Origin of the sequence: Paenibacillus sp. FSL W8-1187, assembly GCF_037965485.1 — a bacterium.
Lineage (GTDB): Bacteria > Bacillota > Bacilli > Paenibacillales > Paenibacillaceae > Paenibacillus_O > Paenibacillus_O pasadenensis.
In genome coordinates, this window is sequence record NZ_CP150181.1 from 28,258 (window position 1) to 43,764 (window position 15,507).

Annotated in this window: 16 protein-coding genes; 15 read left to right on the forward strand and 1 reads right to left on the reverse strand. The window is 62.7% G+C overall.

Going from position 1 to position 15,507, the window contains the following annotated elements; genetic code table 11:
• The first annotated feature begins 70 nt into the window (after window positions 1-70).
• The 11 genes from NYE40_RS00140 (at window position 71) to glmU (ending at window position 8,766) form a co-directional block, all read left to right on the forward strand.
• The gene (locus tag NYE40_RS00140; protein WP_028598270.1) at window positions 71-1,225 is read left to right on the forward strand and encodes a 3D domain-containing protein; all 1,155 of its coding nucleotides are present in this window, start codon (window positions 71-73) and stop codon (window positions 1,223-1,225) included.
• Window positions 1,226-1,372: 147 nt separating this feature from the next.
• Window positions 1,373-1,921: a ribonuclease M5 gene (gene rnmV / locus NYE40_RS00145; protein ID WP_028598269.1), complete on the forward strand. Its 549-nt coding sequence runs from the start codon at window positions 1,373-1,375 to the stop codon at window positions 1,919-1,921.
• Window positions 1,918-2,796, forward strand: coding sequence for a 16S rRNA (adenine(1518)-N(6)/adenine(1519)-N(6))-dimethyltransferase RsmA (gene rsmA, locus NYE40_RS00150; protein ID WP_028598268.1), 879 nt, complete (start codon window positions 1,918-1,920; stop codon window positions 2,794-2,796). Before rnmV ends, rsmA begins: the two co-directional genes overlap by 4 nt.
• 87 nt (window positions 2,797-2,883) lie before the next feature.
• Window positions 2,884-3,774, forward strand: coding sequence for a sporulation peptidase YabG (gene yabG / locus NYE40_RS00155; protein WP_028598267.1), 891 nt, complete (start codon window positions 2,884-2,886; stop codon window positions 3,772-3,774).
• 136 nt (window positions 3,775-3,910) lie between these two features.
• A complete protein-coding gene (locus tag NYE40_RS00160; protein ID WP_028598266.1) occupies window positions 3,911-4,183 on the forward strand; it encodes a Veg family protein in 273 nt (90 codons plus the stop codon).
• Between the two features lie 168 nt (window positions 4,184-4,351).
• The gene (locus NYE40_RS00165) at window positions 4,352-4,534 is read left to right on the forward strand and encodes a small, acid-soluble spore protein, alpha/beta type (RefSeq protein WP_028598265.1); all 183 of its coding nucleotides are present in this window, start codon (window positions 4,352-4,354) and stop codon (window positions 4,532-4,534) included.
• Window positions 4,535-4,646: 112 nt separating this feature from the next.
• Window positions 4,647-5,519 (forward strand): 4-(cytidine 5'-diphospho)-2-C-methyl-D-erythritol kinase, encoded by an 873-nt coding sequence (gene ispE, locus NYE40_RS00170; RefSeq protein WP_028598264.1) that lies wholly within the window; start codon window positions 4,647-4,649, stop codon window positions 5,517-5,519.
• Window positions 5,520-5,584: 65 nt separating this feature from the next.
• Window positions 5,585-6,415, forward strand: coding sequence for a pur operon repressor (gene purR, locus NYE40_RS00175; RefSeq protein ID WP_028598263.1), 831 nt, complete (start codon window positions 5,585-5,587; stop codon window positions 6,413-6,415).
• 13 nt (window positions 6,416-6,428) lie between these two features.
• On the forward strand, window positions 6,429-6,818 hold the full coding sequence (locus NYE40_RS00180; RefSeq protein ID WP_028598262.1) for a RidA family protein: 390 nt from the start codon (window positions 6,429-6,431) through the stop codon (window positions 6,816-6,818).
• Window positions 6,819-6,947: 129 nt separating this feature from the next.
• Window positions 6,948-7,235, forward strand: coding sequence for a septation regulator SpoVG (gene spoVG, locus NYE40_RS00185; RefSeq protein WP_020620824.1), 288 nt, complete (start codon window positions 6,948-6,950; stop codon window positions 7,233-7,235).
• A 133-nt stretch (window positions 7,236-7,368) separates the two neighbouring features.
• The gene (gene glmU / locus NYE40_RS00190) at window positions 7,369-8,766 is read left to right on the forward strand and encodes a bifunctional UDP-N-acetylglucosamine diphosphorylase/glucosamine-1-phosphate N-acetyltransferase GlmU (RefSeq protein ID WP_028598261.1); all 1,398 of its coding nucleotides are present in this window, start codon (window positions 7,369-7,371) and stop codon (window positions 8,764-8,766) included.
• 131 nt (window positions 8,767-8,897) lie between these two features.
• On the opposite strand, the gene NYE40_RS00195 is transcribed toward glmU, so the two are convergent.
• Window positions 8,898-9,800 (reverse strand): AraC family transcriptional regulator, encoded by a 903-nt coding sequence (locus tag NYE40_RS00195; protein ID WP_028598260.1) that lies wholly within the window; start codon window positions 9,798-9,800, stop codon window positions 8,898-8,900.
• 219 nt (window positions 9,801-10,019) lie between these two features.
• On the opposite strand from NYE40_RS00195, the gene NYE40_RS00200 reads away from it, so the two are divergent.
• From NYE40_RS00200 to mfd, 4 genes are all read left to right on the forward strand, one after another.
• A complete protein-coding gene (locus NYE40_RS00200) occupies window positions 10,020-10,664 on the forward strand; it encodes a 50S ribosomal protein L25 (RefSeq protein WP_028598259.1) in 645 nt (214 codons plus the stop codon).
• A 179-nt stretch (window positions 10,665-10,843) separates the two neighbouring features.
• The gene (pth, locus tag NYE40_RS00205) at window positions 10,844-11,404 is read left to right on the forward strand and encodes an aminoacyl-tRNA hydrolase (protein WP_028598258.1); all 561 of its coding nucleotides are present in this window, start codon (window positions 10,844-10,846) and stop codon (window positions 11,402-11,404) included.
• Window positions 11,405-11,472: 68 nt separating this feature from the next.
• Window positions 11,473-11,706 carry an anti-sigma-F factor Fin family protein gene (locus NYE40_RS00210; RefSeq protein ID WP_028598257.1) on the forward strand — a complete coding sequence of 78 codons (234 nt, stop codon included), beginning with the start codon at window positions 11,473-11,475 and terminating at the stop codon, window positions 11,704-11,706.
• Window positions 11,707-11,930: 224 nt separating this feature from the next.
• The gene (gene mfd, locus NYE40_RS00215) at window positions 11,931-15,467 is read left to right on the forward strand and encodes a transcription-repair coupling factor (RefSeq protein WP_028598256.1); all 3,537 of its coding nucleotides are present in this window, start codon (window positions 11,931-11,933) and stop codon (window positions 15,465-15,467) included.
• The last annotated feature ends 40 nt before the right edge of the window (window positions 15,468-15,507 follow it).

Here is a 15,507-nt window from a genome sequence, read left to right on the forward strand (position 1 = left end):
CCTAATAGTCGCGTCTTGAATTATCATGCGTAACACGAGGCGGCGGGGCTATGTAAGGAGGACCGAAGAAGTGGGCGCTATCCCTTTAAAGGAAACCCATGTACAACGATCATCCAGCAAGTCTTTCCAATGGCGATGGAAGCATGACAACCTGCGTTTGATTATCCTTAGCATAACGATCTCACTCGCAATGACTTTCATGTTTTTGGTGTTGCTGAAAGGGACGTCGGAAAAAAGCGTCTCTCTGGTGCTGAACGGGCAGGAGAAAATCGTAAGCACGAGCCATTCCTCGCTCCAGCAGCTGCTGGAGGAGCAGGCGATCGCGGTCGGACCGCATGACGAGCTGTCGATTCCGCTCGGCGCCGCGCTTCAGGAGGGCGACCGCATCGTGATCGACCAGGCGGTGCCGGTGACGATTCTTGCCGACGGCAAGGCCCTGCAGGTGAAGACCACCAAAAAGACCGTGGAAGCGGCGATCGGAGAATCCAATATTGCCGTACGGGAGCAGGATAAAGTATTCCCGAGCTCCGAAAGCAAGCTGAAAGCCAACATGACGATCCGCGTCATGAGAATCGACAAGCATCAGATTACGACCAAGCACGACATCCCGTTCACCGTCGTCCGCAAGCAGGACGCTACCCTGGAAAAGGGGCAGCTCAAGATGGTGAAGGCCGGCCAGAACGGCCAACTCGTCAAAACCTTCGAAAAGGTGTACCAGGACGGCAAACTGGTCACGAAGACTCTGCTCGCCAAATCCATGGAGAAACAAGCCGTCAGCAAGGTCGTGGCGGTGGGAACCAAGGAAAAGCCCAAACCGAAGCCAGCGGTCCTGACCGCGGCATCCTCATCTCCAGCCCTAGCTCAGACCAAATCCGGTCTCGATCTCAAAGCCAAGAAAGTTCTCACCAACGTTACCCTGACCGCGTATACCGCCGGATTCGCCTCCACGGGCAAATCCAAAGGCGACCCCGGTTACGGCGTCACCGCCTCCGGAGCGAAAGTGTCCGAAGGGCGCACCATTGCAGTCGACCCGGACGTCATCCCGCTGGGATGGTGGGTGTATATAGAAGGCATCGGCTTCCGCCGCGCCGAAGATACGGGCGGAGCGATCAACGGCAAGAAAATCGACGTGTTCTACGAAAGTGAATCCTACGTGAAAAAATTCGGCAAGAAGCGAGGCTATACGGTCTATGTCCTTGGACCGACCAAGCCGAAGCTGAGCTGATCTTTTGCGAGCGGGCCCGCTGTTTTTCAGCGGCCCGTTTTGGGCGTTTATAAGGAAATAGCGGGGAGTAAGGGACGGCGAAAGGGTCAAAGCTAGTTGTGATCTTTTACCCTGTCGCAAGCAAGCGGAACCAAAGGAGACAAGCCAGTGATCAAGGAAATCATCGTGGTCGAGGGCAAGGACGACACGACGGCGGTCAAGCGGGCCGTCGAGGCCGATACGATCGAGACGAACGGCTCGGCTGTCGGCGAGGAGGTGCTCCGCCGGATCGAGCTGGCGATGGAGCGGCGCGGCGTCATCATCTTCACCGACCCCGACCACGCCGGGGAACGCATCCGCAAGATCGTCTCTCAGCGCATTCCCGGCTGCAAGCATGCGTTCCTGCCTCAGGAGGACGCCCTTTACCGCGGAGACATCGGCGTCGAGAACGCTTCGCCGGAGGCGGTGCGGCGCGCGCTCGCATCCGTGCGTACGGAAGGCGCGGCCGGCGAGCCGGAAATCACCCATGCCGATCTGATGGAGGCGGGGCTGCTCGTCCATCCGGATGCCGCGCGGCGCCGGCTGCTCATGGGCAATCGGCTCGGCATCGGCTATTGCAACGGCAAGCAGTTCATGAAGCGCTGCGCAAGCTTCCGGATCAGCCGGAAGGAGTTCCGCGAGGCGCTGGAGCAGATGAAGGAGGAAATCGGATCATGACCGATGTAGCGACACCGAGAAGGACGAAGGAAATCATCGAGCGGCACGGATTCTCCTTCAAGAAGAGCCTGGGCCAGAACTTCCTGATCGACCCGAACATCCTGAACAAGATCGTGTCGGCCGCAGGGCTCGACAAGACGAAAGGCGCGCTCGAGATCGGTCCCGGCATCGGCGCCCTGACCGAGCAGCTCGCCCGCCAGGCGAAAGCGGTCGCCGCGGTCGAGATCGACCAGCGCCTCATCCCGATCCTGCAGGAGGTGCTCGGAGCGGAGGAGCATGTCTCGGTCGTGCATGCCGACGTGCTGGAGCTCGACCTGCAGCAGCTGTTCCGCGACAAGTTCGCGGAGACGAGCGCGGTCAGCGTCGTCGCCAACCTGCCCTATTACGTGACGACGCCGATTCTGATGAAGCTGCTCGAGCAGCGGCTGCCGCTGGAGAACATCGTCGTCATGATCCAGAAGGAGGTCGCCGAGCGGATGGCGGCGAAGCCGGGCACCAAAGCCTACGGCAGCCTCAGCGTGGCGGTGCAGTACTACGCGGTGCCGGAGCTGGTCTGCATCGTGCCGCATACGGTGTTCATCCCGCAGCCGAACGTCGACTCGGCGGTCATCAAGCTGGCGATGCGGGACAAGCCTGCGGTCGAGGTGGCCGACGAGGACTTCTTCTTCCGCACGGTGCAGGCGTGCTTCGCGCAGCGGCGCAAGACGATCCACAACAACCTGTCGTCCTGGCTCGGCAAAAACCGGCGCGAGGAGCTGACCCGCGTCCTGCAGGAGACGGGCATCGACCCGGTGCGCCGCGGCGAGACGCTCTCGCTGCCGGAGTATGCCGCGCTCGCGGCGGCCCTCGAGCGGGAAGGCCTGAAGCAAGCCTGACCTGATGATTTGAACCCCCCGGTTTCCGATCCGGCTGTCACCATTCGCCCTCATTGCCCATAGGCTGAGGCTAGAGGTGATGGCACAGTGGAAACTGGGGATTTTGTCGTTCGGCGATCCTATGGAGGAGACGTGCTTTTCCGGGTGGAGGCGGTTTATGGGGATACGGCCATACTTAAAGGATCGGATTACCGTCTGCTCGCGGACGCGCCGCTCGCCGACCTGGAGAAGGTAGCGAACCCGGAGGAGCTGGGCGTCACGAAATCGCTGAGAAGCAAGGTGAAGGCTTCGAACCGGCGCATGAGCGCGGAACTCATCGACCATGCCTTCGCCAGCGAGCTCGACTACCGACCGGAAGAGAAGCATGCGTATTTCGACCTGCCGGGCAAGGTGCTGCATCTCGATGGAGATGCGAACTACATGCGCAAGAGCATGCAGTTGTACAACCAGATGAACGTGCCTGCTCAAGGGCTGCACGTGGCGGAGAACCAGATGGCGGACCTGCTCTATCGTCTGCTCCCGCAGGTCAAGCCGGACATCGTCGTCATCACGGGCCATGACGGGCTGCTCAAGACGCCGGGCCGCAGCGAGCTGTACAGCATCGGCAGCTACAAGAACTCGCAGAACTTCGTCAACGCGGTGCACGTCGCCCGCGAATATGACAAGAACCGCGACAACCTCGTCGTCGTGGCCGGCGCCTGCCAGTCCTATTACGAGGCGCTGCTGCAGTCCGGAGCGAACTTCGCCAGCTCGCCCGGCCGCATCCTGATCCATGCGCTCGATCCGGTCTACATCGCGATCAAGGCGAGCTACACGTCGATCCGCGAATGCGTGAACCTGCCGGATGTCATCCACGGCACGATTTCGGGCATCGATGGCGTCGGCGGCATCGAGACGATGGGACGCTATCGGGTCGGCTTGCCGAAGCCGATCGAGGTCAAGCAGGTCAAGCCGAATCCTTATTATATGGGAGGGTGAAAGCCCGCTCTTGCGCCTTGAGAAAGTCGAAAAATATTCATTGACACTAAAGTTGGTACGATGATATAATTTTCGTTTATTTGACATTGCCATCCTTCTTGGGCTATAATGGACAAGGAAAGAGGTGGTAGTGCCAATGGCTAGAAATGCTTTGTCGGAAATCAAGCGCAGCATGGAAGCTCATATTGGAGCCAAGATCATGTTGCGGGCCAATGGAGGCCGGCGCAAGACGGTTGAACGTTCTGGTGTTTTGGAAGAAACCTACCCATCTGTTTTCATCGTGAAGCTTGACCAGGATCAGCACGCATTCAAGCGGGTATCCTACAGCTATGCGGATATTTTGACGGACTCGGTCGAGGTTACCGTCTGCAATGACGAAGGTCAGGTGCGGATCAACCCGCTGCATTGACGAATAGATCAGGTTTCACGGGGAAACCTTCGCGCGCGGCCGCTGCCAGCGCGTTTTTTTTGGCTGTTTTTCCTCCGCATACTCGGCTGGGCGTTCCCTCATACTACGGAGGGCGATAGCGGCAAGAGCTTGCCGTCCGCACCTGAGAGCGAAAAGGAGGCATGCAGCATGAGCCGCAGAAGGCGCAGCACGATGTCGGAGCAGCTGAAGGTGGAGCTGGCCAAGGATCTGGGCTTCTACGATACGGTCCAGCAGGAAGGCTGGGGCGGCATCAAGGCGAAGGATGCCGGCAACATGGTGAAGCGGGCCATCCAAATGGCGGAGCAGGCCGCTTCGCGCCAGCAGCGATAGCAGGAACGAGGCGGATCCGGACGCGTCCAGCGGCGGGCCGCCTTTTCGCTTTTCTCCCGGTCGGATGCTATAATAGATGCAGTTTATCTAACGAACGGGTGGATCGGACGACATGAAAATCTACGAGAAGGCGCCGGCCAAGATCAATCTGCTGCTGGACGTCCTGCGCAAGCGCGAGGACGGCTTCCACGAGGTGGAGATGATCATGACGATGGTGGACCTTTCCGACCGGCTCGAGATGGAAGAGCTGCAGCGGGATGCCATCATCATTTCCAGCCAAGCCGGGTACATACCGCTGGACGAAAAGAACCTCGCCTTCCAGGCGGCCAGGCTGATCAAGGAGCGCTATGACGTCAAGAAGGGCGTCTACATCCATCTGGACAAGAAGATTCCCGTCGCGGCCGGCCTGGCCGGCGGGAGCAGCGATGCGGCGGCGGCGCTGCGCGGCCTGAACCGGCTGTGGCGGCTCGGCATTCCGGACGAGGAGCTCGCGGTCCTCGGGTCGGAGCTCGGCTCGGACGTGCCCTTTTGCGTGACGGGCGGGACGGCGCTGGCGACGGGCCGGGGAGAGAAGCTGGAGCCGATCGAGAATCCGCCGTCCTGCTGGGTCGTGCTGGCCAAGCCGCCGATCAACGTCTCGACAGCGGACGTATACGGCCGCTTCCGGGTGAGCGCGATCGACCGCCATCCGTCGGTGCCGCGCATGCTGGACGCGATCCGCGGAGGATCGTTCACCGGCGTCTGCGAGGAGCTCGGCAACGTGCTGGAGGACGTGACGCTGCGCCTGTACCCGGAGGTGCGGATGCTCAAGGAAAGCATGCTGCGGCTCGGCGCGGACGGCGTGCTCATGTCGGGCAGCGGGCCGACCGTATTCGGCCTCGTCTCCAAGGAGGCCAAGCTGGCGCGCATCTACAACGGGCTGCGCGGCTTCTGCAAGGAAGTGTACGTGGTAAGAATGCTCACATCTCCCGGAGTCCAATCTTGATTAAATCCGTATAAAGATGGTATATTGTCTTTACAATATTCGGATTTAGCCAGGGGGACCCCAAGGTGAAGAAGCTTAAGCGCAGCGCGCGATTGGTCGAGATGACCCAGTATTTGCTCAATCGTCCCCATACGTTGATTTCTCTGACCGCATTCGCGGATCGTTACCAGTCGGCCAAGTCCTCGATCAGCGAGGATCTGGCCATCATCAAGGAAGTATTCGAGGAAGAAGGCATCGGCCAGCTGCAGACGCTCGCCGGCGCGGCGGGCGGCGTCAAGTTCATCCCGCGGATGGCCGCCGAGGCGTCGCTGGACATCGTCCGGCGGGTATGCCGGGAGCTGGAGCAGCCGGAGCGGGTGCTTCCGGGCGGCTACCTGTACATGACGGACATGCTCGGCCAGCCGAATCTGCTGAACGACGTGGGCCGCATTTTTGCGACCGCTTTCGCCGATCGGCCGATCGACGTCATCATGACGGTGGAGACCAAGGGCATCCCGCTCGCCTACGCGACGGCCTCCTGCCTCAACCTGCCGGTCGTCATCGTGCGCCGCGACAACAAGGTGACCGAGGGCTCGGCCGTGAGCATCAATTACGTCTCCGGCTCCAACAAGCGCATCCAGACGATGTCGCTCGCCCGGCGCGCGCTCAAGGAGCAGTCGCGCGTGCTCATCATCGACGACTTCATGAAGGCCGGCGGCACCGTTCAGGGCATGATGGACCTGCTGCATGAATTCAATGCGACGGTCGCGGGCGTCGGCGTCTTCGTCGAGTCCGGCGAGGTCGGCACCGAGGACCGGCTGCTCGAGGACTATGTGTCGCTCGCCAAGCTGACGGCCGTCGACCTCAAGACGAAGCAGACGACGATCGTGCCGGGCAATTATTTCGATACCGAATAGGGGGCTGCTCTCCATGTCCAAGCTTGAACCGATCATCGCCGCCGGCGCTCCGGCCGCGATCGGACCGTATTCCCACGCCGTGAAGCTCGGCGGACTGCTGTTCACCTCCGGCCAGATCCCGCTGCTGCCGGACGGCACGCTGGTCGAGGGCGGCATCGAGGAGCAGGCGCGGCAGGTGTTCCGCAACCTGGAGGCCGTGCTGGCCGCAGGCGGCTCCTCGCTCGCGCAGGTCGTCAAGGCGACCGTCTTCCTCAAGGACATGAACCAGTTCGCGGCGGTCAACGAGGTGTACGCTTCCTTCTTCGGCGACCACAAGCCGGCCCGCTCGGCCGTGGAAGTGGCGCGTCTGCCGAAGGATGTCCTTGTCGAAATCGAGCTGATCGCATCGACAGATGTCGAATGATCCCGAACTTCGTTTATTTCCAAAATTTATTTTATAAAACGGCTCTGAATTGGCAGAATCAAGAAGGAATCGGTACGGATTTGTGGAATAATACACCAAGTCTTCGATAGGCAAAGGTGGTGAACACAAGTGCAGATTACTGATGTCAGACTCCGCCGCGTTAATTCCGAAGGTCGTATGAAGGCTATCGCATCCATCACCATCGATAATGAATTTGTCGTTCATGACATTCGCGTCATCGACGGGAACAATGGCATGTTTGTCGCGATGCCGAGCAAGCGTACGCCTGACGGGGAATTCCGGGATATCGCCCACCCCATCTCTTCCACCACCCGGGAGAAAATTCAAGCCGCTGTGCTCGCCGAGTATGAGCGAGCCGCAACGGAAGAGGAAGTTGCAATCGAAGAAGGCGCCTGATCCCATCGGGGCCGGAACAGTTCAGCATGGTTGGGGGGCCTTCGGGCTCCCTTTCTTTTTTGCGTGGGATGGGATATATATATAGGAATGCTAGTCAAACGAGAACAACGGAAATCAGGGAGGTCGGTCAGCTGTGAATCGGATGGCGGTCGTGCTTGCTGCAGGACAAGGCAAGCGCATGAAGTCGAAGCTGTACAAGGTGCTGCATCCCGTATGCGGGAAGCCGATGGTAGGGCATGTCGTCGATACGGTGGAAAAGGCGGCTTGTCAGGAAATCGTCGTCGTGACGGGACATGGAGCGGCCCAGGTGCAGAGCTACCTCGAGGGACGGGCTCGGTTCGCGCTGCAGGAGCAGCAGCTGGGCACCGGCCACGCCGTGCGCCAGGCCGAGACGCTGCTGGCCGGCAAGGAAGGCACGACGATCGTCATCTGCGGCGACACGCCGCTCGTCACGGCCGAGACGATCGAGGCGATGCTGGAGCTGCATGAGGCGAGCGGAGCGGCGGCGACGGTGCTGACGGCGGAATTCGCCGATCCGACCGGCTACGGCCGCGTCATCCGCGGCGACGAGGGCGCGGTGACGCGCATCGTGGAGCAGAAGGACTGCTCGCCGGCGGAAGCGGCGGTCAAGGAGATCAACACCGGCACGTACTGCTTCGACAACCGCAAGCTGTTCGAGGCGCTCGCCCGCGTCACCAACGACAACGCCCAGGGCGAATACTACCTGACCGACGTCGTCGGCATCTTCGTCTCCGGCGGCGAGACGGTACAGGCGTACTGCACGTCCGATCTGGCGGAGGCGATCGGGGTCAACGACCGGATCGCGCTCGGCGAGGCGGAGCGCCTCATGCAGGCCCGCATCGTGCGCCGCCACCAGGTGAACGGCGTGACGTTCATCGACACGACGGCGGCCTACATCGAGGACGGCGTAGAGATCGGCGCGGATACGGTCATCTATCCGGGAACGGTGCTGCGCGGTCGCACGGTCATCGGCGAGGACTGCGTCATCGGACCGCAAGCCGACATCAAGGACTCGACCCTCGCGAGCGGCGTCACGGTGCGCTACAGCACCGTCGACCAGTCGGAGGCGGGCGAGGGCAGCTCCATCGGTCCATATGCGAACCTGCGCCCGGGCTCCAAGCTCGGCAAGGCGTGCAAGATCGGCGATTTCGTCGAGCTCAAAAACGCGGTGCTCGGCGACGAGAGCAAGGTGTCGCATCTGAGCTATGTCGGCGACGCCGAGGTCGGCAGCGGCGTGAACATCGGCTGCGGCGCGATTACGGTCAACTACGACGGCTTCAACAAGTCCAAGACGATCATCGGCGACGACGCCTTCATCGGCAGCAACGTCAACCTGATCGCGCCGGTCACGATCGGCGACGGCGCGTACGTCGTCGCCGGCTCCACCGTCACGCATGACGTGCCGGGCGGAGACCTGGCCATCGCGCGCGAGCGCCAGGTCAACAAGCCGGGCTACGCGGACAAGATCCGCGCCCGCGCCAAGGCGAAAAAGGAGCGCGGCAAAAGCTGAGCGAAGGGCCCGCTCCAAAAGACACGAGGACAGAGCGATTCGTTCCTCCTGTCTTGTCAGGCCAAAAAGCCGTCCCGGCCGGGACGGCTTTTTTTGGTCGTCCGGGGGCGCTGGCCGCCGGACAGCCGGACTCAGTCCTCGAAGCGCAGGTTGACGGGACCGGCAGGCAGCTCCGGAACCGCCGGCTGGCCTGTCGTCGGCACGCTGGAGTCGACCTCCTCGAAACGCAGGCTGTCCAACCAGACGCGGCCCGGACCGTACAGCAGAAGTCCGAACGAGACGACCGCGCTCTCTTCGGGGACATCCAGCACGATCGAGTAGTGGTTCCAGTCGAGGTCGCCGGCCAGCGGACGATCGTTCATGTTGTCGAACTGCAGGACGTCCTCAGCCGCGTTGTCGACGCGCATCCAGAGGCCGCAGAAGCCGCTTGCTCCGCGTGTCCGGACAAATCCGGAGAGGCGCATGCGTTTGCCCCGGTACTCGTCCGCCCGGAATTGCTGCATAAGCGTGGCGAAGCCGCCGGGAGCTGTCTCGCCAAGCGATTCGAGATGGCCGGAGGCGCTGCCTTGATGGATGATCGAGCGGTCCAGTGAGATGCGGTATTGATGCGGATGGCTTCCGCTGAGGAACCAGCCTTTCAAGGGACTGCCGGCAAGGGCTTCGTTCGTCGACATGGAAGGATCAATCCTTTCGAGTGTAGAGTGGTGGTGGCGGAACAGACGGCGGTAGCGGCCTGGAGGCAGTCCGTACAGACGCTTGAAAGCCCGAGTGAACGCCTCCTGGCTCTCGAAGCCGCAGGAAAGAGCGAGGTCAAGGATGCCGAGCTCCTCCTCCAGCAGCCTGCGCGATGCCAGCGCCAGCCGGCGCATGCGCAAGTATCCGCCGATGCTGTGGCCGGTCTGCTCGCGGAAAAGACGGTGGAAATGATAGGCCGAAAATCCGGCTTCGGCGGCGATGTCCTTGAGCCCCAGCGGCTCGTGCAGCCGGGCTTCGATGTAGCGGATCGCCTTTTGGATGCTCTGCTGCTGCGTCATCGTTTTGCCTCCTCTGATTCCAGCATAGCCGGAGCGGAGCGGAATGGTTTGACCGTTTTTGCGGACTTCGGTTGCTTACGTCCGGGGGCGCCGGCGGATGCGCGGAAGCTCTTCTTTCCACCGCCTCCGTGTTTAAAGCTCGCCGCGCATGGGTATAGTTAGGGAAAGCTGGACATCTTGTCCACAGGTGCAAGGGACCTAAAGAGGAGGAAGACAATCATGGCGATTACCATGCAAGCCGAAGCCCGCAGCAACGCGTCGAAGGGAAGCCTTCGCAAGCTCCGCCAGGAGGGCCGGGTTCCGGCAGTCGTGTACGGCAAAAAGCTCGAATCTTCGTCGGTTATTTCCCTGGAGGAGAAGGCAGTGCTTCATCTGCTTCGCTCCCAGCCCAATGCCATCATCGAGCTCTCGATTCCGGAGGCCGGCAAGCAGCCGGTCATGATTACGGACGTGCAGCGCGACGCGCTCTCACGCAGGCTGATCCACGTCGATCTGCATCAGATCAATATGAACGAGGAGATCAAGGCTTCGGTTCGCGTCGATCTGACCGGCGACTCCACAGGCGTCCGCGAAGGCGGCGTGCTGTCGGTGACGCTGCACGAGGTCGAGGTGCAATGCCTCCCGAACGATATTCCGGAGTCGCTTGAAGCGGACATCTCCGGCCTCGGGGTCGGCGAGAACCTGTCCGCAGGCGAGCTGAAGCTGCCGGACAAGGTGCAGCTCGTCACCGATCCGGAGCAGATCATCGCCGGCGTGCTGGCGCCGCAGAAGGAAGTTTCCGAGGACGAGGCCGAGGAATCGGCGAAGGAAGACGAGAAGGCGGCGGCCCGTTCCGAGGATGCGAACGCGGTCGACGAAGAATAGAGCTTGGCCGCACGGCGCGCCCCGCACGGGGCGCGCTTTTTTGTGCGGACGGAAAGGGCGGCAGCGGCCTGCCGGACCGGCCGTTCCTGCCGGAGAGGCTCGGCGGTCCGCAGTGGGCGAAGCGGCCGCGGATATGGTACAGTGGTTCGTAGACGACGAACAGAAAGGTGCAGCGACAAATGAAATGGATCGTAGGGCTCGGCAATCCCGGGCCGCAATACGCGGATACCCGCCACAACATCGGCTTCAAGGTGGTCGACGCGCTTGCCGAGCGATGGGACATCAAGGTGACGCAGGCCAAGTGCCGCGCGCTGATCGGCGACGGCCGCGTCGGGAGCGAGAAGGTGTGGCTCGTCAAGCCGATGACGTACATGAACCTGTCCGGCGAGTCGATGAAGGCGTTCATGAAGTATTTCGACGCGAAGCTCGAGGATGTCATCGTCGTCTACGACGACATGGACACGGAGACGGGCAAGATCCGGCTGCGCTATCAGGGCGGCCCGGGCGGCCATAACGGCATCAAGTCGATCATCCAGCATATGGGCACGCAGAGCTTCAACCGCATCCGCATGGGCGTCTCGCGGCCGACGAACGGCATGGTCATCGCCGACTACGTGCTCTCCAACTTTCCCAAAAGCGAGCGCGAGGCGGTGCTGGCGATGACCGAACGGGCCTGCGACGCGGCGGAGCATGCGCTGGTCCACCCGTTCGACGACACGATGGGCAAGTTCAACGGCTAGCGGACTGCGTTAAAAGAGCCAGAAAGTGGGCATACTGGAGCCAAACCCTTGGACAGGAGGCCCCTTTCATGGCGATTCATTACGAGTGCCGGCATTGCCGGACGCCGCTTGGCACGATCTCCAGCCTGCACGGCATTCCGGAGAACCGGCTCGGCCTGCATTTCTTGACCCTCGAGGAACGCAGCGATATAATAGCGTATAATCCGCAAGGCGACATGGTCGTCAAGCTCGTCTGCGACTATTGCAGCGAGGCGGCGCTGCGGCATCCGGAGCTGCTTCTCGTATCCAGCCCGCTGCAGTAGCGGATTCGATTCCCTTCGACAACAAGTACACAAGTACGACAACATAGGCAAGAGCCTTGGCGGGTAGCTGAGGCTTCTTTGCGTGCTGCTGCCCGTTGTCGCCCCAAGGCCCCTCGCGGATCAGGAGGCCTTTGTTGCCGTCTCCGGCTCCGGATGCTCTCCGGCAGGAGCGGCGTCCGGGGGATCGGCGGGAAGCGGGCTCAAGCGAAAGAGAGGTGCTCCATTTGAAAGCGTTAATCGAGGCATTCGCCGCCGACCGCGACTACCAGTCCGTCTTCGCCGGCTTCCGCAAGGGCATGAAGGAGCAGATGGTCTCGGGCCTGGCCGGCTCGTCCCGCCAGGTGCTCATGGCGGCGCTCCAACGGGATCTGGATCAGCCGATGCTGGTCGTCACCCACAATATGTTCTCCGCGCAGAAGATCGTGGAGGATCTGCAGGAGCTGAGCGGCGGCGAGGACGTGCTGCTCTATCCGGCGAACGAGCTGGTCGCGGCCGAGTCGGCCGTCTCCAGCCCGGAGATGCTCGCCCAGCGCATGGAGGCGCTGATCCGCCTGTCCCGCGGCTTCCGCGGGATCGTTGTTGCGCCTTTTTCCGGGGTGCGCCGCTTCCTGCCGCTGCGGGACGTGATGGCGGAGGCCAAGATCGACCTGCAGGTCGGGGCCGAGCTGCCGATGGAGGCGTTTCTGCAGCGGATGAACGCGCTCGGCTACGTGCGCGCCGACCGCGTCGAAAACAGGGGCGAGCTGAGCGTGCGCGGCGGCATCGTCGACTTCTACCCGCTGACGGCCGAATCGGCCGTGCGCGTCGAGTGGTTCGACGACGAGATCGATTCGATCCGCACGTTCGATCCCGAGGGGCAGCGCTCCAACGCCAAGCTGGAAGCGTATACGGTGACGCCGTGCCAGGAGCTGATCGCGGACGGGCGGCGCTTCGCCGCGGCCGCGCAGCATGCCTCCGAGCTGCTGGAGCAGCAGCTCGAGCGGATGACCGACCGCACCGCCAAGGACCGGCTGCGCTCCGAGCTCGGCGCGGAGCTGGAGCGGCTGCGGCAGCAGATCTATTTCCCCGAACTTTATAAATACATCGCCCTGCTCTACCCGGAGCGCCAGACGCTCTATGACTACATGCCGAAGGACACGCTGCTCGTCCTCGACGAGCCGACGCGCCTCATCGAGACGGCCCGCCAGCTCGAGCGCGACGAGGCGGAGTGGCAGGCGCATCTGCTCGGCACGGGCAAGTCGCTGCCGAGCTTCAAGCTCGCGCGCGAGAGCGACGACGTGCTGCATCACCGTCCGTTCCCGACGCTGCTGCTGTCGCTGTTCCTGCGCCAGGTGCCGCATTCGCAGCCGCAGAACATCCTGAACTTCATGTGCCGCGGCATGCAGAACTTCCACGGCCAGATGAACGTGCTGGGGGCGGAGATGGAGCGCTGGAAGAAGGCGGGAGCCCAGGTGCTCATGCTGGCCGGCAGCGGCGAGCGGATGGACCGGCTGCGCCGCGTGCTCGGCGACTATGACATCGAGCCGCCGCAGCTGCTCGAGGGCAGCCTCGGCAGCGGCTTCGAGCTGCCCGGCTCGCATCTGGTCGTCATCACCGAGGGCGAGCTGTTCACGCAGAAGCAGCGCAAGACGCGCCGCGTCGACAAGAACATGGACAACGCCGAGCGCATCAAGAGCTACACCGAGCTCAAGGTCGGCGACTACGTCGTCCACCAGAACCACGGCATCGGCAAGTACATGGGCATCGGCACGCTGGAGATCGGCGGCATCCACAAGGACTACATGCATATCCTGTACGCCGGCGGCGACAAGCTGTCCGTGCCGATCGACCAGATCGACCTCATCCAGAAGTACGTCGGGTCGGAGGAGAAGGAGCCCAAGGTCTACAAGCTCGGCGGCAACGAGTGGACGCGCGTCAAGAACAAGGTGCGCAGCTCCGTCAAGGACATCGCCGACGACCTCGTCAAGCTGTACGCCCAGCGCCAGGAGGCCAAGGGCTTCGGCTTCGGGCCGGACACCGCGTACCAGAACGAGTTCGAGGCGATGTTCCCGTACGACGAGACGCCGGACCAGCTGCGGGCGATCCGCGAGATCAAGAAGGACATGGAGACCCAGCGTCCGATGGACCGGCTGCTCTGCGGCGACGTCGGCTACGGCAAGACGGAGGTCGCCGTGCGGGCGGCGTTCAAGGCGGCGATCGAGGGCAAGCAGGTCGCCATCCTCGTGCCGACGACGATCCTCGCCCAGCAGCACTACGAGACGTTCCGCGAGCGCTTCGCCGACTTCCCGTTCAAGGTGCAGGTGCTGAGCCGCTTCCGCTCGCGCAAGGAGCAGACCGAGACGATGAAGGGGCTCAAGAGCGGCGCCGTCGACGTCGTCATCGGCACGCACCGGCTGCTCAGCCAGGACATCGTGTTCAAGGACCTCGGCCTGCTCATCGTCGACGAGGAGCAGCGCTTCGGCGTCTCCCACAAGGAGAAGCTCAAGCGGCTCAAGACGAACGTCGACGTGCTGACGCTGACGGCGACGCCGATCCCGCGCACGCTCCATATGTCGATGCTCGGCGTGCGCGACCTCTCGGTCATCGAGACGCCGCCGGAAAACCGGTTCCCCGTGCAGACGTACGTCGTGGAGTACAACACCGCGCTCGTGCGCGAGGCGATCGAGCGCGAGCTGGCGCGCGGCGGCCAGGTGTACTACCTGTACAACCGCGTGCAGGGCATCTACCAGATGGCCGAGCTGCTCGGCTCGCTCGTGCCGGAGGCCAAGGTTGCGGTCGGCCACGGCCAGATGTCCGAGCAGGAGCTGGAGAAGACGATCCTCGACTTCCTCGACGGCGAATCCGACGTGCTCGTGAGCACGAGCATCATCGAGACGGGCGTGGACATCCCGAACGTCAACACGCTGATCGTGCATGACGCGGACAAGATGGGCCTCTCCCAGCTGTACCAGCTGCGCGGGCGCGTCGGCCGGTCCAACCGGATCGCCTACGCCTACTTCACCTACCAGCGCGACAAAGTGCTGACCGAGGTCGCAGAGAAGCGGCTGCAGTCGATCAAGGAGTTCACCGAGCTCGGCTCCGGCTTCAAGATCGCCATGCGGGACCTGGCCATCCGCGGCGCGGGCAATCTGCTCGGCGCGGAGCAGCACGGCTTCATCGCCTCGGTCGGATTCGACCTGTACTCGCAGATGCTGGCCGACGAGATCGCGCGGCGCAAGAAGGAGATGTACGGCGAGGAGGAAGCGGAGGAGAAGCCGGTCAACACCGTCATCGACCTCAGCCTCGACGCCTATCTGCCGTCGGACTACATCTACGACAGCATCCAGAAGATCGAGATCTACAAAAAAGTGGCGGCGCTCTCCTCGCTGGAGGAGACGGACGATCTGTTCGACGAGCTGACCGACCGCTTCGGCGACCTGCCGGACGCGGTCGCGACGCTGCTCGACGTCGGCCGGCTCAAGGTGTACGGCGCCCGCTACGGCATCGCGTCGATCAGCGCGAACAAAAACGACGAGTGGACGCTCAAATTCAGCGAGGCCGCTTCCCGCAGCGCCGAAACGCGCACGATCGACGGGCTGTGCCTCGAGTTCGAAAACCGCTTCCGCCGCATCGGCGGAGGCGGCAAGGGCGAGCCGATGGAGCTGACGCTGCGCGGCAAGGGCCTCGGCAGCGCCGAGCGGCTTGAGCTGACGCTGCGCCTGCTGCGCCGCTGGGGCGAAGCGCTGCTCCCGGCCGGAGCGGCGCAGGCGGCGGGCAAGTAGCCGCCGCAGGACAGAGGAGCCGGAGCCGGGCCCGAAGCCG

Bases quoted from the DNA above. Each gene is read 5' to 3' on its own strand.
- rsmA (WP_028598268.1), top strand. From the start codon at position 1,918: ATGACCGATGTAGCGACACCGAGAAGGACGAAGGAAATCATCGAGCGG.
- NYE40_RS00160 (WP_028598266.1), top strand. From the start codon at position 3,911: ATGGCTAGAAATGCTTTGTCGGAAATCAAGCGCAGCATGGAAGCTCAT.
- NYE40_RS00165 (WP_028598265.1), top strand. From the start codon at position 4,352: ATGAGCCGCAGAAGGCGCAGCACGATGTCGGAGCAGCTGAAGGTGGAG.
- ispE (WP_028598264.1), top strand. From the start codon at position 4,647: ATGAAAATCTACGAGAAGGCGCCGGCCAAGATCAATCTGCTGCTGGAC.
- NYE40_RS00180 (WP_028598262.1), top strand. From the start codon at position 6,429: ATGTCCAAGCTTGAACCGATCATCGCCGCCGGCGCTCCGGCCGCGATC.
- NYE40_RS00195 (WP_028598260.1), bottom strand. From the start codon at position 9,800: ATGACGCAGCAGCAGAGCATCCAAAAGGCGATCCGCTACATCGAAGCC.
- NYE40_RS00200 (WP_028598259.1), top strand. From the start codon at position 10,020: ATGGCGATTACCATGCAAGCCGAAGCCCGCAGCAACGCGTCGAAGGGA.
- pth (WP_028598258.1), top strand. From the start codon at position 10,844: ATGAAATGGATCGTAGGGCTCGGCAATCCCGGGCCGCAATACGCGGAT.
- NYE40_RS00210 (WP_028598257.1), top strand. From the start codon at position 11,473: ATGGCGATTCATTACGAGTGCCGGCATTGCCGGACGCCGCTTGGCACG.